Origin of the sequence: Pseudocolwellia sp. AS88, assembly GCF_030551755.1 — a bacterium.
GTDB lineage: Bacteria > Pseudomonadota > Gammaproteobacteria > Enterobacterales > Alteromonadaceae > Pseudocolwellia.
The window spans coordinates 25309-49965 of sequence record NZ_JAUPEC010000009.1; the positions used below are offsets into that span (position 1 = coordinate 25309).

The following is a 24657-nucleotide window of genomic DNA, read 5'->3' on the forward strand; positions in this document are numbered from 1 at the left end:
TCCTATGAATGCCTAGCTTTTACAAATGTTATACAAAAGAATGATAAAGCCACGAAGTTAAATATTACATGGTATTTTTTTTATCGCTTTTGAATTAAAACTTTCTGATTAACTCTTTCTAATTAACTATAGTTAAAATCTTTGGATATTAGACACGTGTTTGTCATGAATACTTTCAGGCATAAGTTAAAAAAGCTGAAAAACCATTAAACCTCGAAAAAGAAGCTAAATATTAGCTTTTTATCATATATAAACAATGATCGTCTTGTAATTCTTCTGGGTAGGTAGCTAATGTAAAGCCGTACTTTTTGTAAGCTTTAATAGCACTTTTATTATGTTCTAGAACAAACAACGACGTTTCTTTAACATTAAGTTCGCTACAACCTTCTATTGAAAGTAACTCGATAAGTTTTGCTACTAACCCTTTACCTCTATGCTTTGGGTTAACAATTAAACGAGCTAAATGACACTTATGGTTTCTTAAATAATATTGACCAAAAGAGAGAACCTCATCACTTTCACCAACAAGAATAAAAGAACTAAAAAGCGTAATATTCAGCTCTGCAGCAAAGCTTGAAAGGCTTAGCGGATAATCTAGTACCGTGCCAGACCAATCAAGAAGCTCTGCTTGATCGGCAAACCAGTGGGTCATTTCGAGTAAATGTTCGTTTGTCGGTGTGATTAACTTCATATAGATAATTGATTAGGCTTCCGAAACTAATAGAAAATTAAAAATAACAATAACACTATTAATTTATAACGTATGTTATGCGCTTATAGAATAAAAAATATGTAACTAAAAACGCTTAATATCGTTTACTGCTTGGTTATCAACAAAAGATGAAAAAACATCAGCTAGCTTTTCAGTGTCAGCTAAAACACTTTTCCAATAATGAATACGGGTATCTGAATCCATTTTAGTGAAGTCTGTTCGGTCGGGAATTTTATTGTACGGTAAAGAATTCACAAACTCTTGCGATGGGCAAATCATCACAATCTTATCATAATTTTCAGGCGATACTTTTCGTGTTAAGTTTTTATCAAACCACCCTGCTTTGGGATTGGAACTAAAATGTGGATATAAAATTAACCCTTCATTTTTTACGTTAAAATCAAAATGGTAATCAATAATTCCACCATCTCGATACATGCCTTTTGGCGAATTTTGGATGTTTCTAATCCCTTCCATCACCATAGGTATAGAACCAGAAGCGAGTAACGCATCTTTTATATTTTCAGGCGTAAACGCTATTTTAGTGGTTTTAAATCCATAACTATCGTTGATATTTAATGAGCTATTGGCCGGTTGATAAATAAAACGTTCGTATTGAGACTTTAATAATCGTCTATCAATGCGATTTAACAAGTAACTACTAAGTAATCCAGCACCTTGAATAATTTTGTTTTCGCTTGCCGTTAAGCCCTTAGATTTAGCGACAATAAAATGTGCTTTAAAGACAGGATTATCAATAATTTCTTGTCCACCTGTACTGCCAAAAACACCATTTAAAAGTTCTCGTGCTTTTCCGGTTATTTCAGCAGCATCAGCATTAGCCGAATAAGTTGTTTCTGAATAAGATGTAGCTAAACGCTCAATAGCAGCTAAAGGATCGTTTTGTGCAAAACAAGAACTTCTAAAGCTACCAGCACTCGAACCTATCAAGTTTAAAGTTTGAGTTCTGTCTTTAAAAAACTCACCAAATAAATATCTATCCAAACAGTACAATACAAACCATTTAGGCCCACCAGACGCACCTAAAAATGAAGTAAACAACTCTTGCTTGAAGCCTTGTTCTTTTATGGTTTTTAAAGCTGTTTTACCTGCATATATTTCTAACATTTAAATCATGTTCTCGTTTGAGTAATAGTATTTTTGGTGCACTTGAGCTTTTTATAATTCAAGCAATTGTTATACAAATATGAAACTAAACCTTTTTAAAACCTATTTGATTCACTTTAGAACCACAGTAAAAACAATGGGTACGACGTTTAGCTATTCTATGTCCACAATCTGAGCATTCTGTTGGTAATGCGAGTTTGCCATCAGCTTTACCATCTCTTAGGTCAATCTCCTCTATTTTGTTCATGATTTCTGTTTGAGTAACGCCTAAATCACCCAATAGCTCTAAAGCGGCTAAATTCATTACATAAAGTTGATCAATCTTTTCAGATAACACATCAAGGTGACTTTCATTTTGATGTGCTCGGATTTTAGTTTGATCACCTTCTATCTCAGAATTCGCAATCCTTAAATCTCTGAAGGCATTTTGAAGAAATGACATATTATTTCCTTATAAAGTACTTTAAAACGTTAAAATATTGTCTCTAATATTGCTGTTAATCTTTTATCTATCAAAAGAAAGCAACAATGAATGCCAGACAATATAAGTGATTAAGTTACAGATTTCATTATCTATTATGCTAACTGAGTTTTTTATTTGGAAGCCATTTAAATAACAAGGTATGTATTTGAGATATAAAATTACAAAACGGTTTTAACACAAATAAAAAAGGAACCCGTAGGTTCCTCTGTACTATTTAACGATCTATTTATCTAGGCCCATTCAGATAAGTTTCGCCTAAAGATTATCTATTCCAAAATTTGATCATTACTTGAATAACCATCTGGTGCTTCAGCATGTGAAACTAAACGGAAACTATCAAAGTATGCTTCCGTACCTTCAGCAGGAGCGCCTTGCGAAGTTAACGAAACATTATCAATACGCAGCTCATTGGCTTTTTGAACATCACTTGAAAGCTTACCATCTGAATCTACCGTAGTATCTCCGATAATAGTGTGCGCATTGTATGTGATGTAAATAGTCGCTGAATCATTTGAACCTGAATTCAAACCACTTAGCGAAAACAGCTCAAAACTATCATCTAAATCTGTATCAACTAAGTCAGCGGTTGTTACTACCGTATCGTTTAGAATAATGCTTGAGTCCCCTTCTATGCGTACTGTAACTGAAGAACTTGAACCATTTTTAACTAGCATAGCAAATTCAAAATCGTAGTTAGTATTTATATCAACATCAACTTCTTGAAATAATACCGGCGAGGTATTTTCGTGAGTTGCTCTGTTGTAACCTAACTTAGCTGAACCATCAGCGCCTGAAGCTGAGTTACTTGATCCTGCTACATCACCTTCATTAGTTCCTTCAATGGTTTGCCATTCTCCATCACCCGCTTTAAATTCAACTAAATCAGAGTCTGAAACAGCTTCGTTAAGTACAAAATCATCGACTGAGCCGCTTATAACTGCAGTTGTAGCACTACCTGAGTTAAATGTTACTGAAGTAAACTTATAACTGCTTGAATCTTGGTCGCTATAGTAAGTTACACCACCAACCAGTGCAGATAGTTTTGCTGTACCTTTAACAAAAGCAGATAAAGTGTAATTAGTGTTAGCGGTAAGTGATACTGTTTGGCTAACTTCCCCAGCATTAGTGTCTAATTTTAAACTAGCACCACGAGAAAACACCTCTTCAGGATCAGTTTCTATAACACCACCATTATTAGTCCAACCAGTAAAGTCGCCTGAATCAAAGTCATGGTTTGCTAAAGGCACTACAGCAACATGAACTTCACCTGGTGTTGCTGTATACGTTTTAGGTCCAACATCTGCTGAGCTTAGTAAAGCTAAAGTAACATCAGTTGTTAACACTTCATCAGCGCCTGATGTGGTAGTGTCAGAACGAGTTTGTCCATCCATATCAATGGTTGGTAAAGTGAAACTGCCAATAGCCACATTACTTTCTGCAGTTAATGATGGACTTGAAGCGCTAGGTCTAAAAATACCATCGCTATCTGCAGCTAACATAGCATCAACCATGTTGAAACCAGATATTGTTGCATCTTCATCATCGTCAGATAACACTAAACCATCTACATAGTTCCCTGCATAAATAGAGTTTGTTGGCATTTCGTTAGCATTGCGAATAATGGCGCCAACTGCATCTGCAATAATGTTATTGATAAAATAAACACTGTCTGGAGCTGTATTTTCATTGCCACCGTACACATTTAAACTATTTACACTGTCTACAATAGTATTGTTCGCCACTAAAACATTAGACACATCTTGGTAGCCATTTTCACTGTCACCAGAACCATCTCCTGTTGTAAGTACAACACCGCCATTCCAATTAGACGCTAAATATCGAGCGCCTTGAATATAGTTGTTTGTAACCGTGTGGCTGTCGTCAACAATACGAATGCCGCCAGAAAATGGGTGGTCGTCACCTAATACAAAGTTATTACTGATCGTTGCTGTATTACCATGGCGAGTTACGATTGAGCCATAGCTTTCGCGCACTGTATTATTTCGAATAGTATTGTTTGATGCCTTGTTTGAAATAACTTCAGCTTCACCTTGAATTCGTTCGAAGTAATTATTCTCAACGACAGTAAATGAATCACCTGAATGTGAAGTACTTACACCAATGCGGATCCCTTCATATTCATTATCTGAACTGCCAGCGTAAGCTTTACCTTCAATCGGCGGTCTATCACCAAAGTAGTTATAATCGATTTGTGCGTAATCTACTTCAAAGTCTGCTTCTATACTTGTACTCCATCCATCTGAATAACGGTCAACTACTAACAAAGCACCACGAGATGTTTTGCCTGAAACCCAGTTGTGATCGAAACGTGTATGAGCACCATAAATTTCAAACCATTTTTTCGAGTCGTCAGTATCGTTAACACCGTCATCCATATCTACAAAGGTATTTTCGGTAATACGACAGAAATTACATGGCACGCTGTTACCAAACGTTTTTATTAAATTAAAATCGACACTGCCATCTCTAAATACAAAACCTTGAAGAACAACATGCTCACCGCTCATTACAATATCTACTTGGCTATTTGAGATAATAGCTTGACCGGGATTTTCAGCAGCAATGGTAATTTTAGCTTCAGCGGTACCTACACCGCCAAAATCTAACTCAAAATCATCATCGTAATTACCATCAGCTAAACATAAAGTTGTACCTGCAGCTAATGAGTTTGATGCTGCACTTGTTAAAGCACTAATTGAATCGTAAGTCGTATCACAACTAACCACAGGTACGGCATCGGTATAACCATCAATAGAGTTACCACCTTGCTCTTGAGAAAAACCGTTAGCACTATTGCTTGGTGGAGGAACTATCACAACAGCTTCGTCTGCTCCTGTAATAGTAATGGTGATGGTTGCCGTGGTTGAATCTATAGTCGTTACAGTAAAAGCATCTATTACCGTATCAACCGCTGTTAACGCCTGAAGATCAGTATTGCTATGATCTAATGAATAAGTCCATGCACCTGCAGCATCTATTGAAAAACTGCCGTAATCACCTAATGTATCAGTTTGAATATTGAAGGCAGCTTCACCAGAATCGGGATCGACTACGGTTAATGTACCTGCTGTATTAGTCATTACATCTTCAGTTGCTGTTCCGGACATACCACCTGAAATAACAGCAGCTACATTAATAACCTCAGGTGGAACGACTGGGTCTACTACTGGATCTACAACAGAGTCAACTGCGTCATCTCCACCGCCACCACAGGCACTTAACGACCAAACTAATATCCCCAATGCTAATTTTTTAGTTAATGTTTGCTTATTTGTTTTCATTATTGTTATCCATTTATGATGAAAATTTATCGATTGGTTAACCAATTACTTTGTTTTTGTTGATAAAACGAACATTTAAAACTTAGCATTTTTACAAAAAAGATCAAACACGATTTACCAATATATCACTATTGGTAAAATCGTATACACAATGAAAACAAAAAAATTATTTGCCTATGTACTTAGGCTGACGCTTAAACAAAAAGAAACGCGTTACTTTATTACGGACAAGAAGGATTCGATAAAATAAATATAAAACAGTTAGATAATAAATAAAAACAGAAATACCAATCAAAAAAGTGTAAATCTTTCGATTTGGTAATAGCAGCATATAAATTAAAATATAACGAGATAAATAGCAGGTAAAACTATAAAAAAACACGAGGATGAGTACATAAAAGTTACAGAAGGAATGATTTTAGCCTAAAAATAGATATGACCAATAAGACTTACCAAAACTGGTTAAAAAACTTATTAGCACCAATACCAAAAAAGATAAATGACTGAGCAATGAAATGATAAAAGCTCAGTCATTTGTTAAAAGGTGTTGTGCTAATTTAACACCTTTAATTCATTAGATTTGTCTAATAATAAACTTAAGTTACTAAGGTAAGGCACAAACCTCTTCGTCTTTTTTATTGTAATAATCAGCAGACAATCCGATTAATTGAGGTACAGTTGCTGAAATGGTAATTGATGAAAAAGTACCAATCAAAATCCCAGTAAACAATGAAATTGCAAAACCAGATAACGACTCACCTGCAAATATCCATATCGCCATAATAGTCGCAAGGGTTGTACCTGATGTAATCAATGTTCTTACAATAGTCGACTTAATCGCTAAGTTAACAATGTTTTCGATACTTGCACCTGAATTACGTTTCATAATTTCACGAATTTTATCGCCAACAATAATCGAGTCATTCAACGAATAACCAATAATCGCCAGTAAACTAGCCACAATAGTTAAATCAAACTCAATACCAAGCCAAGCGAATAATCCTAGAACTACGATCACATCATGACACAGAGCAATAACCGACCCAGCAGCTAAACGCCATTCAAATCTGAACGACAGATAAAGCAATATAACTATTACAGCGGTTATCAAAGCTAATCCACCTTGATCAATTAACTCATCACCTACTTGGCTACCAATGTAGATAGAATCTTGCGGGGTAATGTTTAAGCCACTTTGTTGTGAAAAGTCAGTTAACCAAGTTTTACCTTTTAAACTAATGTCGTTATCTGCTTGCTGTACGCTCCAATGGGTACCATTGTCGGCTGAAGCTAAGCCAAATGTATCGGGTAGATAGTCAGTTAATAAGGTTTCCATGTCTGCTTTATTCACAGACTCTTGAGTGGTAAATTCTGTTAAATAACCACCGGTAAAGTCTAAACCTAAATTCAAACCTTTACTAAATACGCCTGCTAGAGAAAAAATAACTAACGCTGTGGCAAAATATAAGCTGATAACCCGAAATTTACTTAAGGTTTCTGTTTGATTTAAAAGGAAGTTGTTCATAGTTTTACTCCAAGTAACTGAGACTTGTTTTCACGAATAGAAAAGTTAGTTAATGCTTTTGATACGAATACGCCAGTAAACATGCTTGTTAAAATACCTAAACATAAAATAATGGCGAAACCTTTTACCGCGCCATAACCAATAGCATATAAAATAATGCCTGTGATCATTGTGGTAATGTTTGCATCTAAAATCGTTGAAAAAGCATTGTTATAGCCATATTCAATCGCTGAAAGTACTTTACGACCGCGTTTCAATTCCTCTTTTATCCTTTCAAAAATAAGTACGTTAGTATCAACTGCCATGCCTACCGTTAACACCAAGCCAGCAATACCAGGAAGTGTTAATACCGTGCCTGGTAATAAAGACATTAAGCCAAGTAAGCTCACCAAATTTAAAGCTAAAGCCACGTTAGCGATCAAACCTAAACTGCGATACCAAACAAACATAAAGATTAAAGTAATACCTATGCCTATACTTAAGGCTTTAATACCGTTGTCTATGTTGTCTGCACCTAAAGTCGCTTCAATACTGCGTTGCTCAACAATCGTTACAGGAGCAGTTAAAGAGCCTGCACGTAGTAATAATGCTAACTCTTGCGCTTCTTGTGGGCTCGACATATTAGTAATGCTGAATTGCGAACCTAGATGTTGTTGAATCGTAGCAACGTTAATTACCTTGCTCTTCTTCACCATCTGGTCGTTTGCATCACGGTAAAACTCAGAAAACACAGTCACCATTGGCTTGCCAATATTCTTCTTAGAAAAGTTAGACATTTGCTTACCGCCTACATCATCTAAGGTTAAGTTAACTAGTGGCATTCCCATTTCACCAACACCTGAACGAGCATTTTTAATATGGCTACCAGAAAAAACCACTTGGCTGTTCATACGAAGACGTTGACCATTTTTATCTGTCATTTGAATAATACCAGCTGCTTTTGAGTTTTCAGCCAGTTGGTAGAAGTCTAACGAAGCTGTTGCACCAATAATTCTTTTCGCTTCTTCAGGATCATGTACACCCGGTAATTCAATGCGAATTCTATTTTTACCCTGCTTCTGAGTTACCGCTTCTGTAATGCCTAACTCTTCTATTCTGCCACGCATAGTTTTCAGAGTTTGGTTCATTGTTTCTTGACGAAACAGCACTTGTTCTTGCTCTGAATAAGTTAGAACAACCTGATTATCATCAACTTTCTTTTGGTTCAACTCAGGGTACATTTTCTTAATTTCAGACAATAATGTGCCTTCACTTAACTGCTTTGCAGAAGAGAAGTTAATGACAATTGAATGGTTGTCTGGCTGAGCTACTTTGCTTAAACGAATGCGGCTATCAATTGCTAACGTTTTAACGTCTAAAGCCACACCTTTTAACTTATCGAATAATGCGCGTTCTGTATCTACATCAAGTACAAACAACACACCACCACTTAAATCTAAACCTAGTTTAATGGGTTGTCCGTGTAACATTTTTAACCAAGTAGGCGCAGTGTTTTCTGTCACGCTTTCAATAGAAAAACTATCGCTAAGTTCAGCGCTTAAAAGCTTTTCAATGGCTTTTTGATCCGCTTCGTTCGATAGCGTGATAGACGTTGTTGATGCTGATGTTCTTATCTCATCAATGGCGAGGTTGTTCTTAACTAACAAAGTATTAATTTCTTGTGCAGATACTTGTTCAGCTTGGCTGTTATTGTTAACTAAATTAACCGTTAACTTGTCTGAATATAAGTTAGGTAAGGCGCTAACTATCATAAACAACAATACGAAGATAATGACAATGTTCTGCCATTTTGTCTGTTTAACGTGCTTTTTATTACGTGAATTCATCATAAAATCTCTAACACCTATTCCATAAATTCTTAATAAAGAAATGAAACAGATATAAATCAAATAGCACCGTACTTAGCTAAATCAATTGAATTAAACCTGGCTAAAACCAAATTTATAGATCGCAAATACGGTAAATCACTGATGATTAACATCAGCATGGAAAATTATCTTTTTTGATTTTGTCGTTCAGAAAATACAGGTGTACTTTCATAAACGAAATTTTATGAATTAGCTGTGGTAAGTAGTTCTAGAAGAATACAAAGAGTTGCCGTCTTTCCAACCAGAAAGTCGAGATGAATTACTGCTATGGCTTAATTGCTCAAACCATGGCGTTATTACAGGAGGATTCGCTAAATGCTTGAATACACCTGCGTTAAGTTTAATTTTGAAAAACTCAACAATAAGTAAATATTCAGGACTGTTTTGAACTTCAACAGAAAATAACGAAGCGTTAAGCCTGCTTGTTCTTGGCAAGTTATATAAAACTTCAGGTTCATCTGTATCGATACTAGAGTCGAAATCAAAATCGCCATCTACATTTGTTTGAAGTGCTATTTGTGACGTGTTGTGTGCAACAGAGTAATCGTCACTGTTAATCTTAGAGATCGGCAAAGCACTAGCTGTTTTAGCCAGAACTAATAAAAACAATAAAATTGTTAATTTACGCCACATGTAAAAATTCAACCCATTCTAAGATTGGCGGTATTATATTCCGCTTTTTTTTCTACACAAGATATTTAATCAATTAAATTTATAAATTAAGTAACAAAGAATATATTGTTATATTATCACAATCACTTATGTTATATTATAACACTTGTTAAATATCTTGATCTTACATAAAGCATTAGATCACAAACAAATTCTTATTACTTGTCTCAACAGGCATAAGAAAAATAAATACAGGTTAAATCCATGAACTTAAAGTCTCAAACAGTTGATAAATTTGCAATCTTCGTATCAAGCTTATGTGTTGCACACTGTCTAGTATTTCCGATACTAGCGGTTTTAATGCCCAGCTTTATTACCTTAGGATTAGAATCTGAGAGTATGCACTTTTGGATGATAATTACCGTTATTCCAAGTAGCATTTATGCTTTAGCTCTAGGCTGTAAAAAACACGCTAACACATCAGTATTTTTGATCGGTGCTCTAGGACTTAGCTGTCTATTATTAGCCTTTGCACTAGGTGGAAATATAGTTGGTGAAACAGGCGAAAAAATGCTTACCGTGATAGGCGCAATAATCATTGCTTTCTCTCACTTTAAAAACTTTAAATTGTGTCAGCATAAAGATGATTGCGAATGCCATCATTAATCCTAATACCTGATCAGTAACATATATAAGAAAAACAAATAACGATGTCATATCTCTTACTGTTAAACTGATCAGATGAATAATTTAAAACTCTCTTCCATTCCTACAAACATAGTTACTGGCTTTTTAGGTGCAGGTAAAACATCTGCAATTTTACATTTGTTAAAACAAAAACCAGCCAATGAACGTTGGGCCATACTCGTTAATGAGTTTGGTGAAATAGGAGTAGACGGAAGCTTACTTGAAGCACAAGCTCTAGATAGCAAAAACGTATTTATACAAGAAGTATCAGGCGGCTGCATGTGTTGTTCGTCTGGCATAACCATGCCAATAGCATTAAATAAACTTCTAAAAGAAGCTAAACCTCACCGTTTATTAATCGAACCAACAGGTTTAGGCCATCCAATCGAAGTTTTAAAAGTACTTTCAAACCAATACTATAAAGACGTACTAAGCCTAGAGAAAACCATCACCTTAATAGATGCGAGAAACTTAGCTGACAAACGCTACACCGAACATGTTATTTTTAATCAGCAACTACTGATTGCCGATACCATTGTCGGTAGCAAAACAGATCTTTATAGCACTGAAGATAAACAGGCATTAATGAATTATGGAAATGATCAAACAAGAAAGCCTGAAGATATCGTTTTTATAGAGCATGGCCAGCTACCTATTAATTTGCTGGCAGGTAAAACTCAATACATGCCTCAAGTTAAGGCTCAAGCTAGCTCTTTAATTAAACAAGCAAAAGTACAGCCCCATAAATTTAAATCTTCGTTACTTTTAAATAAAAAAACTACAAATAATACATCTTTAAATGAAAAGCCTTTTCCTGAATCAGGTGTTATCAAAGCAATCAATAAAGGAGAAGGATTTCAAAGCATCGGCTGGCGCTTTGCTGCAGATAAAACATTTAACCGAGCTAAGTTAAATAACTTTATCGCCAGTTTGGATGTTACTCGGTTAAAAGCCATTTTCATCACTAATGAAGGTAACTTTGCTTATAACATGACGGGTAAAGAAGGCACTACCGCTAATAACGAAGTGAAATTAACTGAATGTATCGAAAGTCGTATAGAAATTATTTGTCCTAAGATCGATGAGGCTTGGGAAGAGACATTGCTCAATTATGTGTGTGAATAGAATATACTTTACTTGTTAATAACTGATAAGTTGATCACGAAGCAATAGCACCTCATTCAAAGACTAAAATAGTAAAGAACGAGCAAGAGGTAAGCTTTATTTAGTGCTAATAATTTGCCTTGTTAGAGGCATAGTTCACAAAATGCTTTCTTATTTTCGAGCAAAAATAATATTTTTTTAGTTCTATCCGTAGATTTAAATTTATCTAAGCTTACAGCTAGTTCAAATATATCTTGTCCAAAATATGGACTGGATTCATTTTCAACTTTTGAATTAACAAAACCACCATTATTAATTAACCACTCAACTGTTAAAGGATTACTTATAAATGTCTCCTTTAAAATCCATGTTAACCCTCTATGGTCTTTATATTCATTAAATTTGTAGCCCTGCGTAGCAATTAACTCTAGCTCTCTTATTGCGCTAGCATTACAACCACCATCTTCATAAAGAAAAATTGAAAATAAACCTTCTATGAGTTCATTTTTATTTTCAATACTTTTTACTTGAACATTACGAATACCCCAGTATTCATATACAAGATTTACGGGTGTTATTGATGAAGCGTTAAAGTCGCAATCACTCATCACTTTATGATAAACCTTATACTCGTCTGATGTAAAAACTTCTAATAACAAAACACTTAAAAATATACCTATTGGAAGACCAATGATTAGATCCTTGATGATTTTCACTATATATCCTTATTAAGCATTCCGCCTTTAAGAGTTCACAAACTTAATTAAGTCGGAAACAAGCAATGGTTGCAATATTCGTCTCGCGGGCTCTTTACGTAAACCAATTTTATTCATCATCCACTTATATGGGTAAAGCAGGTCAAGCAGTTCCCCTTCTGAATGAAAATAGCTTTCAATGTTACCTATATCTTTTAAATCAATTCCATAATTATCGATAAGATCGAAATATAATTCATCTAAGTCGTCACCATTTAGGTCTAAATCAATAACAATAGAGTCAGATTCAATTATCTCTTCTTTAAGAGTGTGTTTACTTAGAATTGAAATCAGCTCATCAGAATTCATCGTATGCCTAAGGGTTTAATACAAGGATATAATTAGCCTTTCAACAAAAGCCATCAATACCCTTTAATTTAGAATTAACATCGAGATTACGTGATTGTTTTCAGTAAATCAATTACTTAAAAGTTCGTTATAAATGGTTGGATTTTGAAAGCAGGAACTTATCCGGATTTTGGTATAGAGAAGAGTTAAATGTAGCGGATGTATATAAACAGTATAACTATACCGTTAACTTTAAAAACTATTACTAGCCTTACGCACCTTCCATTTGTTGTTCAATCAGTTGTAGTAGTTGAGCATTTAACATAACAAGTTCTGCTTCCATGGTTTTAGCTTTTTCATCATTACCGTTTGTACGTTCTTGAGTTATGTCTGCGGTTAATTTAGTTATTTCTTCCCGTAATTCTGCGATTTTTTCATCTAATGTTTGTTCACCGTCAGCTTGGGCACTATTAACATCTTCATTGCCTGCCATTTTTCTCATAGCGGCTTGGTTTTCATCATCAATGCTTTTTTGACGTCCTTCTTCAGAGATATTGACTTGATCTGTTTGAGAATTTGCTGATTGATTAATTTCAACAGATGCACTTTGGCTAAGCTCATTCAATTTAGACACAGAAACAGGCTCTTTAGAGAGAGATAAAGGAATATTGACCTGCATATTTTCGGTATAAAATTTCATTTGATAGATATCCTTTTCTTAAGCACTCGTCGATTTTATAAGTAGAAGCTGTCTATCATATTATCGGCAGCTATTAAAAATACTAAATGCTTTAATGTTAACGATGAAACAAATAGATGAGCACGTATTAATCACACCCTAAATGTTGTTGTCTTCAGTCCAATCTTTAAGTCTTTCTAAAATATCTAATGCGGAGCGTCCAAAGTCTGTAATGTCATAAGCAACAGCAATAGGACGATCGCTAATCACTTCGCGAGTAACCAGGCCTTGTGCTTCTAATTCCTTTAATCGCTGATCTACCATCTTCTTACTCGCACCACCTAACATACGCGATAATTCGTTAAAACGAACAGGTCCATCCTTTAGGTGCCACAAAATAGATGCTTTCCATTTTCCACCTAAAACTCGCATACCACGTTCAATAAGGCATGGTTGCTCACAGCTTTCTGAATTTATTTTTTTCACATTACCTTCTGTTTTTGTTGTGGTTTTCATGTTTTTTGTACTTTTACACTAGTGGTAACTAAAAGTATACTGGTTGCTTTAATTAACCACTCTAGCATAATACCGCTATATAACCAATTTACACTTTGTGAGCATGTAGTACCAAACGGACTAATTTATTGCTCACACAAATTAATGCCATTTTAGGAAACCATATTATGTCAACACTCACCTCTTATAATCCAATTGATAGAAACCCCGTTGGTGAAGTTTCCGTTACCGAATCAACTGATATACCAACGGTTGTTTTACGCGCTAAGAATGCACAAAAATCTTGGTCTGCATTATCACTTGATGAACGCCAACAAAAAATAGTTAAAGCCTACGATGCTCTTGCTGCAGTAGAAGATGACCTAACTTTATTAATCAGCAAAGAAATGGGTAAAGACTACCGCAGAGCAAGTTATGAAGTGGGTGGAACTATTCAAAACACGGCTTATTTTGCCCAAGAAATAGTGCAAGCATTACAAACTGAAGTAATAGGACGCAGTGGTGAAATTCAATATCGTCCTTTGGGCGTAGTTGCTGTTATTTCTCCGTGGAATTACCCTCTTGCCATGGCAAACAACTTGTTATTACCTGCACTTATTGCTGGTAACACCGTTGTGTTAAAACCTTCAGAAGAAACTCCTTTAGTTGCTGACCTTTTTGTTAACACATTAAATACAGTACTTCCTGAAAATGTATTACAAATAGCCCATGGTGATGCTGAAACAGGTAAAGCCTTAGTTAATGCAGATATTAATATGGTGGCTTTTACTGGTTCGCAAGCCGCTGGTAAACAGATTATGGCAAGTGCCGCTTCAGGTCTTAAGCGCTTAGTTATGGAATTGGGTGGAAACGATCCACTGATCGTTATGGCAAGTGCAGATATAGATAGAGCTGTTCAGTTTGCTGTAGCTAGCTCTTTTGAAAATACAGGACAAATGTGTACATCAACTGAACGAGTTTATGTAGATGAACGTATTGCTGATGAGTTCGAACAGAAAGTCGTAGCGTTAGCCAATCGCTATCAAGCCGGACCATGGGATCAGCCTAAAGTGAATATCGGCCCCATAGTTAACCCAAAACAGCATGCGAATGTATTGTCTCAATTAGAAGATGCTTATGCTAAAGGTGCAAAGTTTTTACTTGGGCAACCTCATTACGATTTACCTTATATACAACCAACAGTTGTAACAGGTATCACACCTGATATGACACTAGAGAAACATGAAACTTTTGGACCAGTAGTCGCTATTAGCAGATTTAGTCATGTATCTGAAGCGGTTGAACGAGCTAACGCAAGTTCATACGGCTTAGCAGCTGTGGTATTTGGTGGCGCTGGAGCAAATGATGTGGCTGAACAAATGGAAGCTGGCATGGTTGCGGTAAATAAAGGTGCTGGTGGACTAGGACCTTGGGTTGGCGCAAAACAAAGTGGCTTTGGTTTTCATGGCACTGCTGATGGCCATCGTCAGTTTGCCCAAGTAAGAGTTATCCAGAAATAAGCCTTAATAACGAATGTAATCATCATAAAAACTAGAAGTTATTTTAATGACTTCTAGGTCAAATATAGAGAAAGATATGAACCAAACTACAGATACAACAAATGATTTTTTTGTTGCGGCTTTAGAGCCAGGAGCTGAACATCCTGCTTTACCTGCTTGGGGTAATCGTAATGAAAACCCAGCAAACTTAGAAGCAAACGTTGATGTAAGCAATATTGAGCGACATGAATTAACACAAGTACCTGGTGCTTTTCAGTTATTGAATGTATTAACTAAACAAGAATGTGAACAGCTAATTAATATTAGCGAAAAATTAGGTTTTCTACCTGATGCCGCAGTTTCACTTCCACGTAGTGTGCGTCATAACGATAGTTTAACCTGGATAGTTGATGAACAAACAGATGGTATTATTTGGGACCGAATTGCGCACCTAATGGATGACAGACAGGCTATTTTTGGTGGCAGTAAAGCATTAGGACTTAATGCACGTTTTCGTTTTTATCGTTATAAAGCTGAAGACTATTTTAAACCACATTCAGATGGCGCATGGTCAGGTAGTCGTATAATTAATGATGATTTAATTGCTAACGCTTATCCTGATCGTTTCAGCCAAATGTCGTTTTTAATTTACTTAACGGATGACTTCGAAGGTGGAGAAACACGTTTCTTAGTTAATGCTGATGATCCAACTCAACCAGCGCGAAGAAATGACAATGTTAAAAATGTAGATATTAGAACACCTGTTGGCGGCGTTTTATGCTTTCCGCACGGCATGCATCCTCTACATTGTATCCATAGCTCGGTACCCATTACTGATGGTGTTAAATATATAATCCGCAGTGATGTTTTGTTTGAGTTATAAATACTTTACTTGAAAAGCAGTTGTAGATCGTAATCTACAACTGCTTACGTATCATAATGTTAGCTATAAGATTTCAACTTCAAATGCTTTAACCATATAAACAAAATAACGACTCGCTAAAGTTGTTGTACTCATTCAAAAACCGTTAGCTCATGTGTCGTTGTTGGCGTTGTAGTGATTTGTTTTTAACAACCAACTCAGGTTTTTCAACGGCATAAAGGTTAAGACTACTGAACAAACTTTTTAACTTAGCCGCCTCATAATCTTGCTCTATTTTTTCAATCACTAACTCATGCTTTTCAGGATATAAAGCTTCAACCGATTGCGAAATCAACTCAAACAACTTCTTCAAGTTAATCTTATGTATCTGCCCTGTTTTGTTAAAAATCCATTCAGTAATCGCCATAAAATCATCAAAGGGTTCGTCCGACAATATATGTGGTAACGAATATTTAAAACGTCCTGAATTACCTATCATATCCCAATAGCGAGCAAAGCGATTAATACGTTGCATCGTAGGAAAACTAACGCGATCAGTACTTAAAATATTAAACGGTGGTAACGGATTAAAACGTAAATCGAACGCTTCGGTATGCCTGATAATTGGGCTACCTTTCAAGCGTTTTAAAATACCCATTTGAATTTCGTGAGGTCGACAATGATAAAGCTGGTTAAAGCTATCTTTAAACGTATCAAAGGTTTCGCCAGGTAAACCAAAAATCAAATCGGCATGAATATGCGCAGAAGTATGATCTCTTAACCAAAGTAAGTTCTCTTTCGACTTAGCATTGTTTTGCTTACGACTAATATTCTTTTGCACTTCAACGTTAAAGGTTTGAATTCCAATCTCAAATTGCAAACTACCCTCAGGAAACTGCGCTAACAACTCTTTGAGTTTTCTCGGAAGATGATCAGGCACTACTTCAAAATGCAGATAAAGATCCTCAGTCATTCGATCTAAGAAAAACTGCATAATTTGCATCGTGGTTTTAATGTTTAAATTAAAAGTTCTATCTATAAACTTAAAGTTACGAGCGCCCCGCTCATACAAAATTTCCATTTGCTCTAAAAATAGCTCTAGCTCAAATGGCGTAGAGGTTTTATCTAAAGACGATAAACAAAACTCACACTTAAACGGACAACCACGCGACGCTTCAACATAAAGCAAACGATTGGTTAAATCTTCATCGGTGTAATACTCATAAGGCAAAGCAATTTCTTCTAGCCCTACAGGTTTAGACTTTAATACTTTTTTCTCAGGCGGCGTTTTGTTGATAATGTCTTTACACAATTCATAAAAACTAATATCCGCAGGACCCGTTAAAACATAATCAGCATACTTAACAATTAACTGCTCTTCAGTTTCATAACTCACTTCAGGGCCACCTAACACCACCTTAATTTCAGGTGCGATAACTTTTAACAAACTAACAACATCAGTAGTTTCAACAATATTCCAAATATAAACACCAAAGCCAACAATACTAGGTTTCGACTCAAGAATTTGTTCAACAATATCAATAGCGCGCGTTTGAATAATAAACTCTTTAATCTCGCAACTACTCTGCAACTCTTTTAAATTAGCGTACAAATAACGTAAACCAAAGCTGGTATGAAAATACCGAGCGTTAAGGGTCGCAAGTACAATCTTAGGCGCACCATCATTTTCGGCATACTTAATTACATCAAAACTACTGTTGTTATCTTCACTCGTAGAAGAAAGCTGTGTAGCAACTTCAGTAAATTTTGACGTGTTTAAATCTGACGAAGTTGTGCTAGATGGATCTGTAGTATTCTCTTCAGTTGAATGAATCTGTGTAACCGCTATTTCGGGATGTTTATTTTGCTCAGTCATACTGAATTTGAATACCTTGATTGGGTCTGTTGATCTTTTAAAGATGATTCGGGGATTATACGGGGAATGTGGAAGTTATTCAGTAATCTTATTTGAAGATAGTTAATGATTTGTTATTTGTATTATTAAATGAAGATTTTGACCTAAAATACATTTTCATAATTAGTTAGCTATTCAAAATGGAATTAAATTTAAGTAGCTAGGAACACAGATTACAAACTATAATAAATATCATTTTTTGTCATCTAGGGAGCTAAAGCAAGCATCGCTTTTGAAAAACTATCAAAAGATCAATCTACTTTAAGCTCCTAACTGCTGTTAGTTTTTCACATATCAAGACTAATGTTCTCAAGGCATTCTACTGATATGATAAATTAGATAATATTTTGCAAGTTATACAATTATCACCAGTTTAGGATTAACTATTGCATTATGCCTAACTGTTTCATACGAATAATAACGACAGTTTTTGAAACCATAAACTTTTTCATCAAATGTGATGTAATAAAAATCATCGAAGTTACATTACATTTTTGTCCATCCACAAATAATGGTCCAAACCCTTTGTTAATAATCCCTCTCCGCTTAGCCTCAGCTTCAAATGCTTTAATAAAAGTTTTTTTAGGTAATAACAAGCATGAAGCAAACTGGTTCGCTTGCCATTCCATACGCATTATATCTGGTATAGATAAATCCTTACGCTCTTCACTTACTAAATGAGAATCATAGCAACTTTCTTCAACCATAAACTGTGAATGTTCAAGGAAAAAATGCCCTAACTCATGTGCTATAGTAAATCTAACTCTTGCTTCCGTTTCACATTGTGAATTATCAATATTTATTACTGAACTTTTAAAGTTTATATTTCCTAACACTCCAATCCCCAGATCGGTATTTAAATTAAGTTTGAACCTATACGTATTTAGGAGAAAGGTTTTAATCTTATCAAATGATACAGGTCCGTTTAAATATTTGATGGCATGAAGGAGTTTAGAGCACTTAGATTCAATCACGCTAATATCAAGAAAGTTTACAGATGGATAATTATTAGGAATAGTTTGCCTTACGGCATCCCAAGCTTTTTTTTCACTATTATCTAAGTCTGATAAAATCAAATCAGAAAAAAAAATTCGAGTATAGTTTGAATAACAGTTACCAGTATAACAATAAAAGTCAAAGCCAGTGCTTATGTGTTCTTGCTGAGTCAACCCTATGGATACTGTTGATTTTTCAGTTTTACTTTTACTTCTTCCGTTAATAACTGAAGGCGAACGAGTCAAGACCCATTCACGTTTTTCTTTACTGAAGTAGCGTAATAAACCTATCCCTTTTGATTTAGAAAATTTAAAGGTGCCGTCTTGAAATGAGTTTGTTGAAGCAACAATAGCTTTGATATTAGCACCAGATATTTGCTGTGTTTTAGCATAAAACTCTTCAACATCATCGACAGGAACTTTATGATTGTAATTCTTACATTCAATGAGTACTAATACAGAGTAATTTTCTTGACCTGGTAAATATATTTCGATAGATATATCGAAGATTATATCCTTTTCTCTATCTTTAGAGTAATAACCTTTTTTTATGAAAATCTTACAGCAGTCCTTATTAGCCCAGAAGCTTCCATTAGCTATATCTTCAGAAAAAACATCATGTATTATTTGCTCTAATTTATCCCCTTTTTCAACTGTATTCATTAAATCCACCAATTAAAAGCATCTATTTGGAAGTGAGAACAGTCAATTTCATTCACTTTAAAGTGACTGTGATTCACGTTAACCTAAACCACCTAGAAATTGAGGAACCATTCCTAAGTCCATTACTTGAGCAGATTCTTTTTGCGTTAGATTACGACAAATATATGGGTATGCCCTTATCAAAAGAGACTTTTTTTGTTCGAATGCTTCTTGACTGTATATGATTTTTTCGTCATTCAATTCGTTACAAAAGCTCATAACAGCTTTAATATAAATAGTAGGTGTAAAGTAATCTTTTAAATCGGTCCAAGCATCAGAGTAACCATCTGTATAATAGCGCTTTGCTAATATTCGATCGCAATCACCACCACAACAAACATACTGATTTCTTATTTTTTTTACTAGACCATTTTCTGTTTCTTCATATTTCCCCCAACTATTATAATCCAAAATAGTATCACAGTGATGGCACCTAAAAGGTTCATGATCAGAAAATATAACTGCCGGTTTTGGATTTTCATCAGTCCAGTTTTTAAATGATTTAGGGAAATAACGTTTTGCAAGCTCCAAGCATTTAGAATTAGTAAGAAGCGCTTGTTCAATTTTAGAGGAATCAAAAAACTGATGTTCGATCTCTGCCATACCTTCTACTTTATCAACTAGCCCTGATGAAGGTAGTGTAGAATAAAACCCAATAAAACCAGTACAATTATGTGCCTTTAATGAATCAGATATTTCTGGTTCGTCTGTTTTGGATACTGACGATCCAGAGTGAGCTTTATGTTTACAACTAACAAGCCACCTTACTTCCGTGTTACTCGCTATTCCTTTTCTAACTTCGGTCAATATCAGGTCTTTTCCGCCATCAGCTCCTCTACCAGGTGCTGAACTAATTCTATAACCTATATTTTGGAAGAAATCCCTCGAAAAAAGTTCGAACTTATCTTGTTCACCACCACCTTTATGTGCCATCGGTATTTCTTTAAAATCTAAAATTGACATATATAACTCTAATTAGGGAACACAATAGCCAAGTATTAAAAACTTATTTCAAAGAATCGTTTATTTACGCAGTAATTACAAGCAGATATAAAAACTTATTAGATTATCGACACTAGGATTAACAGAATAAATATCATCCTAACATGGGGTTAGCGCTGAAATACAAAGGTTGTAAGCAAATTCGCTCTATCTATATCATCAAAGCTTAAACATAAAAATATAGACATAAAAAAACGCTAACAATTTAGCGTTTCTAAGTTTTAAACTTTGGTAAAACGGCCCTGTTATTTATTACACCTGAATAACTGGTTTTTACTTGCGTAAAACCACGTAAGCGTAAACAACAATAAGGTAACTACAACTGCAACTGGTTCAAATGCACTCCCGAGTATCTCGCGATATTTCTTTGCCCAAAACAAAGCGTAAAAACAATGATTGGTAAGAATAAAACCGCACCAAAAGTTTAGGTATTGCGCCCATTTTGCTTGCTTGAATCCGTACCATGCTAAGTTTCCTAAAAATACAGCGATGATCAGTATGATGGTTGGAATAATAAAGTGTTTTCCGATAATAAAGGTTTGTAATACTGCCAATATTGCGATGGCTGCAAACGTAGCGATTAGCCAATCAAGTCCGTGCTGTAAGGCTAGTTTTTTCATTGATATTATCCACCTGGTTATATGTTTACTGATGTTTTATAAGTAATTTACATGATTGTAAGGTATATGAATAGGCAGAAATCACTGTATTATCAATGAATTATTTTAACTTATAGCTAAACCTCTAAATAACCCTATACCTGAACTTATAAAGAAATCTATAACTAAATCTACCACCAAATTCAGGACATAAAAAAACCGCTTACGTGCTTTATATTAAGCTTTGTAAGCGGTTGTATTTTTGATGTTTAAGCTTTTAGTTGATTACCAATCGGTAACTGTCTAATGCGTTTACCACATGCGGCAAAAATAGCATTACAAAGTGCTGGAGCGTAAACCGGAGTTGCTGGCTCACCAACACCTGCTGGTGGCGCTTCACTAGGAACAATTTCTACCTCTATTTCTAGCGGAGAATCATTCATGCGTGGAACTCGGTAATCGTGGAAGTTACTCTGTTGTACACGACCATTGTCGAAAGTAATACCTTCACTGATTGCAGCAGTAATTCCGTAAATAGAACCACCTTGAACCTGATTTTTCACGGTATCTGTATTTACTACTGTTCCAGCATCAATACTTGCCCATGATTTAATGATTTTAAGATCGCCCTCTTCTGAAACTTCTACTTCAACTACTGTTGCAACGTAAGTTAAAAAGCTTCTGTGTGCAGCAATACCCATACCGCGACCTTTAGGAAGTTTTCTTCCCCACTTACTCATTTCAGCTACTTTTTCAATAACATGACGTAGTCTGCTGGTGTCTAATGGGTAAACTGTTTTATCGCCACCGTAGTTATCGTAATCAGCATTTTCTTCTGTTACGTCTAAGATGCGATCAGGACCTATGGTGTCTAGCAAGTAGTCTTTTTGATCACGACCCGCTTTGTGTGCAGCTTCAGCAATAAATGACTGAATAGCAAAGGCATGGAAAATATTAGATACAGATCTCATCCAACCAATTCTAGCTTTTGCAGGTGCTTCACCGTTTTCTAACTTCATGTTAGGTGTGTTAATAGGATTATCGGTAAAACCTAAACGTAACTCGAAGCTACCCGCAACGGTTGCACCTTCTTGAAAGGTAGAGGTAATAGGTGAAAACGCTGTGCGGTGTAAATACGCATCGATAGCACCATTTTTATCTAATGATGCTTCAATGTGTTGAGCTGATACCGCATGGTAGAAACCGTGTTGGATGTCGTCTTCACGAGTCCATTGAACACGGATCGCTTTACCTGTTTTCATTGAAAGGTAAGCCGCTTCTGCTGAGAAATCAGGCTTAGACTTACGTCCAAATCCACCACCTAACATAGTTACGTGAACATTAATTTGTTCTTGTGGCATGCCAACCATTGCAGCAACAGTTGCCATATCAGCTTGTGGGTTTTGTGTTGCAGCCCATACGTCTACACGGTCTTTGTAATACATTGCGGTAGCACAAGGTGGCTCCATTGGAGCTTGAGCTAAATGCGGCGCATAGTAATCTGCTACAAGTTTATCGCTAGCTTTAGCTAGAACAGTTTCTGCATCACCTATCGAGCGGATTGATTTTTGCGATGTAGCGACTTTAGCCAGTAAGCTTTTCTTAAATGCTTCTGAATTGTAGTCGGCATTTTTACCATCATCCCATGTTACTGTTAAGGCTTTGCGGCCTTTCATTGCAGCCCAAGTATTATTGGCAATAATGGCAATACCACCTTTAGGTTGAAACATAGGTGCGCCTTTCGGTGCTGGAATTTCTACTACGTCTACCACACCTTCTATTGATTTAGCGGCTTTTGCGTCAAAACTTTTAACTTTGCCACCAACAACTGGAGAACGAACAATCATTGCAATAAGCGCTTTAGGCTCTAGAACATCAGCCGCAAAAGTTGCTTTGCCTGTTACGATATCTTTTAAATCGATATGTTCCATAGCGGTATTAATGTAACGCCACTCACTACGTTTTTTAAGCGCGACTTTGTCTGTTTCTGGTGGTGTGATGTTTAACGCATCGTTTACTAAATCAGCATAAGTTAGGGTTTTACCTGATGTATGAGTAACAATGTGCTGCACAGCTGAACATGAATCTATAGATACACCCCAGCGCGTTGCAGCCGCTTGTCGCATAAGATGACGAACACTTGCGCCCATTTCACGTAAACGCTGCATATTGTAACGAATACTGCGTGAACCATCGGTATTTTGGTCACCGTATTTAGGATCACCTTTACCTTGGATAACAACGACTTTGTCCCAAGACGCTTCCATTTCATCAGCTACGATTTGTGCTATCGCTGTACGAATTTGTTGACCCATTTCAGAACGGTGACAGGTAATTTCAACAACGCCATCTGGGCGTAAAGCAACAAATAAATTAGCTTCTTTAGAGGTAGCTGATGGTTTAGCAAGTACTCCTGCCATTGCTCTTGGAGCTGCACCAGTAAAATAGGTACCAACAACTAAAGCACCTACTGCTGCGCTAGACTTTAAAAAGCTACGTCGGCTTAAATCAAAATATTTGCTCATGATTCTTCTCCTGCTTTTTCAGGAACATAATAAGCAACACCCGCCATTGATTTAGACGCAGCTTTGATCGCTTTATGAATACGAGGATAAGTACCACATCGACAAATATTACCTGACATACCTTGTACGATTTCGTCATCGCTAGGCGTAGGATTAGTGGCTAGTAAACTAGCTGCTTGCATCATTTGACCACATTGACAGAAACCACATTGAGGAACTTTATGTTCTACCCAAGCCTTTTGTACTGGATGCTCACCGTTTTCACTTAAACCTTCAATAGTGGTTATTTTACCACCTGCAATGGCAGAAAGAGGCAATACACAAGAACGCTGCGCAACTCCGTCAATATGCACAGTACATGCGCCACATTGCGCCATACCACAGCCAAATTTAGGACCAGTTAGTTGTAATTCATCTCGTAAATACCAAAGTACAGGAGTCGTTGGATCGCCCGAAAATTTACGAACTTCACCGTTAACGGTAAACGTAATCATTTTTTATCTCCATTGCAGTAAGTAAATGATTTTAAATCGCTTACTTACATTGCTTAATTGATTGTCACTATTGAAGGCTATAATTGTATATTAATTAAGCCAAGGCTAGCTTTGTAGTGATTCATCACTTGAACTTTTAAGTCCTATTTTTAATACCAATTTGATTAATGAAGTGATCTACTTTTTCATGAGGAAAAATAGATAATTACAAGGCATAAAATTTAGTAAGTAGTTATTCTACTTATAAATTTTATAACGCAGTCATTATTAATTTTAACCGTTAAAAATGAGCAGTTAATTAATCAACTTGGTATAACTGTGAATGAATTCAGTTCTCTCAGTTATATAGCCTACGTTATTTTATTTGATTTACCAGAAAAACTAATAATTTCATGACGATCCAAAATGCTATTTTTGTATCTATT

21 protein-coding genes are annotated in these 24657 nt (G+C 35.8%); 4 read left to right on the forward strand and 17 right to left on the reverse strand.

Annotated features, from left to right (window positions below; all coding sequences use genetic code 11):
- Positions 1-232: 232 nt before the first annotated feature.
- From Q5N69_RS08285 to Q5N69_RS08315, 7 genes are all read right to left on the reverse strand, one after another.
- A complete protein-coding gene (locus tag Q5N69_RS08285) occupies positions 233-691 on the reverse strand; it encodes an N-acetyltransferase (protein WP_304368407.1) in 459 nt (152 codons plus the stop codon).
- Positions 692-796: 105 nt separating this feature from the next.
- On the reverse strand, positions 797-1840 hold the full coding sequence (locus Q5N69_RS08290; RefSeq protein ID WP_304368408.1) for a patatin-like phospholipase family protein: 1044 nt from the start codon (positions 1838-1840) through the stop codon (positions 797-799).
- 85 nt (positions 1841-1925) lie between these two features.
- Positions 1926-2282 carry a hypothetical protein gene (locus Q5N69_RS08295; protein WP_304368409.1) on the reverse strand — a complete coding sequence of 119 codons (357 nt, stop codon included), beginning with the start codon at positions 2280-2282 and terminating at the stop codon, positions 1926-1928.
- Positions 2283-2590: 308 nt separating this feature from the next.
- Positions 2591-5626 carry a chondroitinase-B domain-containing protein gene (locus tag Q5N69_RS08300; protein WP_304368410.1) on the reverse strand — a complete coding sequence of 1012 codons (3036 nt, stop codon included), beginning with the start codon at positions 5624-5626 and terminating at the stop codon, positions 2591-2593.
- Between the two features lie 604 nt (positions 5627-6230).
- Positions 6231-7151, reverse strand: coding sequence for a protein translocase subunit SecF (gene secF / locus Q5N69_RS08305; protein ID WP_304368411.1), 921 nt, complete (start codon positions 7149-7151; stop codon positions 6231-6233).
- Positions 7148-8980 (reverse strand): protein translocase subunit SecD, encoded by a 1833-nt coding sequence (gene secD / locus Q5N69_RS08310; RefSeq protein WP_304368412.1) that lies wholly within the window; start codon positions 8978-8980, stop codon positions 7148-7150. The genes secF and secD overlap by 4 nt, the downstream gene beginning before the upstream one ends.
- 228 nt (positions 8981-9208) lie before the next feature.
- Positions 9209-9652 carry a hypothetical protein gene (locus tag Q5N69_RS08315; RefSeq protein WP_304368413.1) on the reverse strand — a complete coding sequence of 148 codons (444 nt, stop codon included), beginning with the start codon at positions 9650-9652 and terminating at the stop codon, positions 9209-9211.
- Positions 9653-9895: 243 nt separating this feature from the next.
- Here Q5N69_RS08315 and Q5N69_RS08320 point away from each other — a divergent pair, with 243 nt between their 5' ends.
- Positions 9896-10297: a MerC domain-containing protein gene (locus tag Q5N69_RS08320; protein ID WP_304368414.1), complete on the forward strand. Its 402-nt coding sequence runs from the start codon at positions 9896-9898 to the stop codon at positions 10295-10297.
- 75 nt (positions 10298-10372) lie between these two features.
- Entirely contained in the window at positions 10373-11443 is a 1071-nt protein-coding gene (locus tag Q5N69_RS08325) for a GTP-binding protein (protein WP_304368415.1), read from the forward strand.
- 122 nt (positions 11444-11565) lie between these two features.
- On the opposite strand, the gene Q5N69_RS08330 is transcribed toward Q5N69_RS08325, so the two are convergent.
- From Q5N69_RS08330 to Q5N69_RS08345, 4 genes are all read right to left on the reverse strand, one after another.
- Entirely contained in the window at positions 11566-12138 is a 573-nt protein-coding gene (locus Q5N69_RS08330) for a hypothetical protein (protein ID WP_304368416.1), read from the reverse strand.
- Positions 12139-12165: 27 nt separating this feature from the next.
- Positions 12166-12486, reverse strand: a complete 321-nt coding sequence (locus Q5N69_RS08335; protein WP_304368417.1) for a hypothetical protein — start codon at positions 12484-12486, stop codon at positions 12166-12168.
- A 250-nt stretch (positions 12487-12736) separates the two neighbouring features.
- Entirely contained in the window at positions 12737-13165 is a 429-nt protein-coding gene (locus Q5N69_RS08340; protein WP_304368418.1) for a hypothetical protein, read from the reverse strand.
- A gap of 138 nt (positions 13166-13303) precedes the next feature.
- Positions 13304-13660 (reverse strand): helix-turn-helix domain-containing protein, encoded by a 357-nt coding sequence (locus tag Q5N69_RS08345; protein WP_304368419.1) that lies wholly within the window; start codon positions 13658-13660, stop codon positions 13304-13306.
- Between the two features lie 167 nt (positions 13661-13827).
- Between Q5N69_RS08345 and Q5N69_RS08350 the strand changes: the two genes are divergently transcribed.
- Both Q5N69_RS08350 and Q5N69_RS08355 read left to right on the forward strand, forming a co-directional pair.
- On the forward strand, positions 13828-15159 hold the full coding sequence (locus Q5N69_RS08350) for an aldehyde dehydrogenase (protein WP_304368420.1): 1332 nt from the start codon (positions 13828-13830) through the stop codon (positions 15157-15159).
- 76 nt (positions 15160-15235) lie between these two features.
- Positions 15236-16021, forward strand: coding sequence for a 2OG-Fe(II) oxygenase (locus Q5N69_RS08355; RefSeq protein ID WP_304368512.1), 786 nt, complete (start codon positions 15236-15238; stop codon positions 16019-16021).
- A gap of 145 nt (positions 16022-16166) precedes the next feature.
- On the opposite strand, the gene Q5N69_RS08360 is transcribed toward Q5N69_RS08355, so the two are convergent.
- From Q5N69_RS08360 to Q5N69_RS08385, 6 genes are all read right to left on the reverse strand, one after another.
- Positions 16167-17876: a B12-binding domain-containing radical SAM protein gene (locus Q5N69_RS08360; protein ID WP_304368421.1), complete on the reverse strand. Its 1710-nt coding sequence runs from the start codon at positions 17874-17876 to the stop codon at positions 16167-16169.
- Between the two features lie 422 nt (positions 17877-18298).
- Positions 18299-19573 carry an ImmA/IrrE family metallo-endopeptidase gene (locus Q5N69_RS08365; protein ID WP_304368422.1) on the reverse strand — a complete coding sequence of 425 codons (1275 nt, stop codon included), beginning with the start codon at positions 19571-19573 and terminating at the stop codon, positions 18299-18301.
- A 78-nt stretch (positions 19574-19651) separates the two neighbouring features.
- Positions 19652-20575 (reverse strand): restriction endonuclease, encoded by a 924-nt coding sequence (locus Q5N69_RS08370; RefSeq protein ID WP_304368423.1) that lies wholly within the window; start codon positions 20573-20575, stop codon positions 19652-19654.
- 284 nt (positions 20576-20859) lie between these two features.
- Positions 20860-21234 (reverse strand): hypothetical protein, encoded by a 375-nt coding sequence (locus Q5N69_RS08375; RefSeq protein ID WP_304368424.1) that lies wholly within the window; start codon positions 21232-21234, stop codon positions 20860-20862.
- A gap of 248 nt (positions 21235-21482) precedes the next feature.
- Positions 21483-23738: a molybdopterin cofactor-binding domain-containing protein gene (locus tag Q5N69_RS08380; protein ID WP_304368426.1), complete on the reverse strand. Its 2256-nt coding sequence runs from the start codon at positions 23736-23738 to the stop codon at positions 21483-21485.
- Entirely contained in the window at positions 23735-24232 is a 498-nt protein-coding gene (locus Q5N69_RS08385; RefSeq protein WP_304368427.1) for a (2Fe-2S)-binding protein, read from the reverse strand. The genes Q5N69_RS08380 and Q5N69_RS08385 overlap by 4 nt, the downstream gene beginning before the upstream one ends.
- Positions 24233-24657: the final 425 nt, after the last annotated feature.

What these genes read in the sequence shown, in the direction of transcription:
- Q5N69_RS08360 (WP_304368421.1), bottom strand. Translation starts at nt 17,876, where the DNA reads ATGACTGAGCAAAATAAACATCCCGAAATAGCGGTTACACAGATTCAT.
- Q5N69_RS08355 (WP_304368512.1), top strand. Translation starts at nt 15,236, where the DNA reads ATGAACCAAACTACAGATACAACAAATGATTTTTTTGTTGCGGCTTTA.
- Q5N69_RS08320 (WP_304368414.1), top strand. Translation starts at nt 9,896, where the DNA reads ATGAACTTAAAGTCTCAAACAGTTGATAAATTTGCAATCTTCGTATCA.
- Q5N69_RS08370 (WP_304368423.1), bottom strand. Translation starts at nt 20,575, where the DNA reads ATGTCAATTTTAGATTTTAAAGAAATACCGATGGCACATAAAGGTGGT.
- Q5N69_RS08325 (WP_304368415.1), top strand. Translation starts at nt 10,373, where the DNA reads ATGAATAATTTAAAACTCTCTTCCATTCCTACAAACATAGTTACTGGC.
- Q5N69_RS08385 (WP_304368427.1), bottom strand. Translation starts at nt 24,232, where the DNA reads ATGATTACGTTTACCGTTAACGGTGAAGTTCGTAAATTTTCGGGCGAT.
- Q5N69_RS08300 (WP_304368410.1), bottom strand. Translation starts at nt 5,626, where the DNA reads ATGAAAACAAATAAGCAAACATTAACTAAAAAATTAGCATTGGGGATA.
- Q5N69_RS08335 (WP_304368417.1), bottom strand. Translation starts at nt 12,486, where the DNA reads ATGAATTCTGATGAGCTGATTTCAATTCTAAGTAAACACACTCTTAAA.
- Q5N69_RS08380 (WP_304368426.1), bottom strand. Translation starts at nt 23,738, where the DNA reads ATGAGCAAATATTTTGATTTAAGCCGACGTAGCTTTTTAAAGTCTAGC.
- Q5N69_RS08340 (WP_304368418.1), bottom strand. Translation starts at nt 13,165, where the DNA reads ATGAAATTTTATACCGAAAATATGCAGGTCAATATTCCTTTATCTCTC.
- Q5N69_RS08290 (WP_304368408.1), bottom strand. Translation starts at nt 1,840, where the DNA reads ATGTTAGAAATATATGCAGGTAAAACAGCTTTAAAAACCATAAAAGAA.
- secF (WP_304368411.1), bottom strand. Translation starts at nt 7,151, where the DNA reads ATGAACAACTTCCTTTTAAATCAAACAGAAACCTTAAGTAAATTTCGG.
- secD (WP_304368412.1), bottom strand. Translation starts at nt 8,980, where the DNA reads ATGATGAATTCACGTAATAAAAAGCACGTTAAACAGACAAAATGGCAG.
- Q5N69_RS08375 (WP_304368424.1), bottom strand. Translation starts at nt 21,234, where the DNA reads ATGAAAAAACTAGCCTTACAGCACGGACTTGATTGGCTAATCGCTACG.
- Q5N69_RS08345 (WP_304368419.1), bottom strand. Translation starts at nt 13,660, where the DNA reads ATGAAAACCACAACAAAAACAGAAGGTAATGTGAAAAAAATAAATTCA.
- Q5N69_RS08295 (WP_304368409.1), bottom strand. Translation starts at nt 2,282, where the DNA reads ATGTCATTTCTTCAAAATGCCTTCAGAGATTTAAGGATTGCGAATTCT.
- Q5N69_RS08350 (WP_304368420.1), top strand. Translation starts at nt 13,828, where the DNA reads ATGTCAACACTCACCTCTTATAATCCAATTGATAGAAACCCCGTTGGT.
- Q5N69_RS08285 (WP_304368407.1), bottom strand. Translation starts at nt 691, where the DNA reads ATGAAGTTAATCACACCGACAAACGAACATTTACTCGAAATGACCCAC.
- Q5N69_RS08315 (WP_304368413.1), bottom strand. Translation starts at nt 9,652, where the DNA reads ATGTGGCGTAAATTAACAATTTTATTGTTTTTATTAGTTCTGGCTAAA.
- Q5N69_RS08365 (WP_304368422.1), bottom strand. Translation starts at nt 19,573, where the DNA reads ATGAATACAGTTGAAAAAGGGGATAAATTAGAGCAAATAATACATGAT.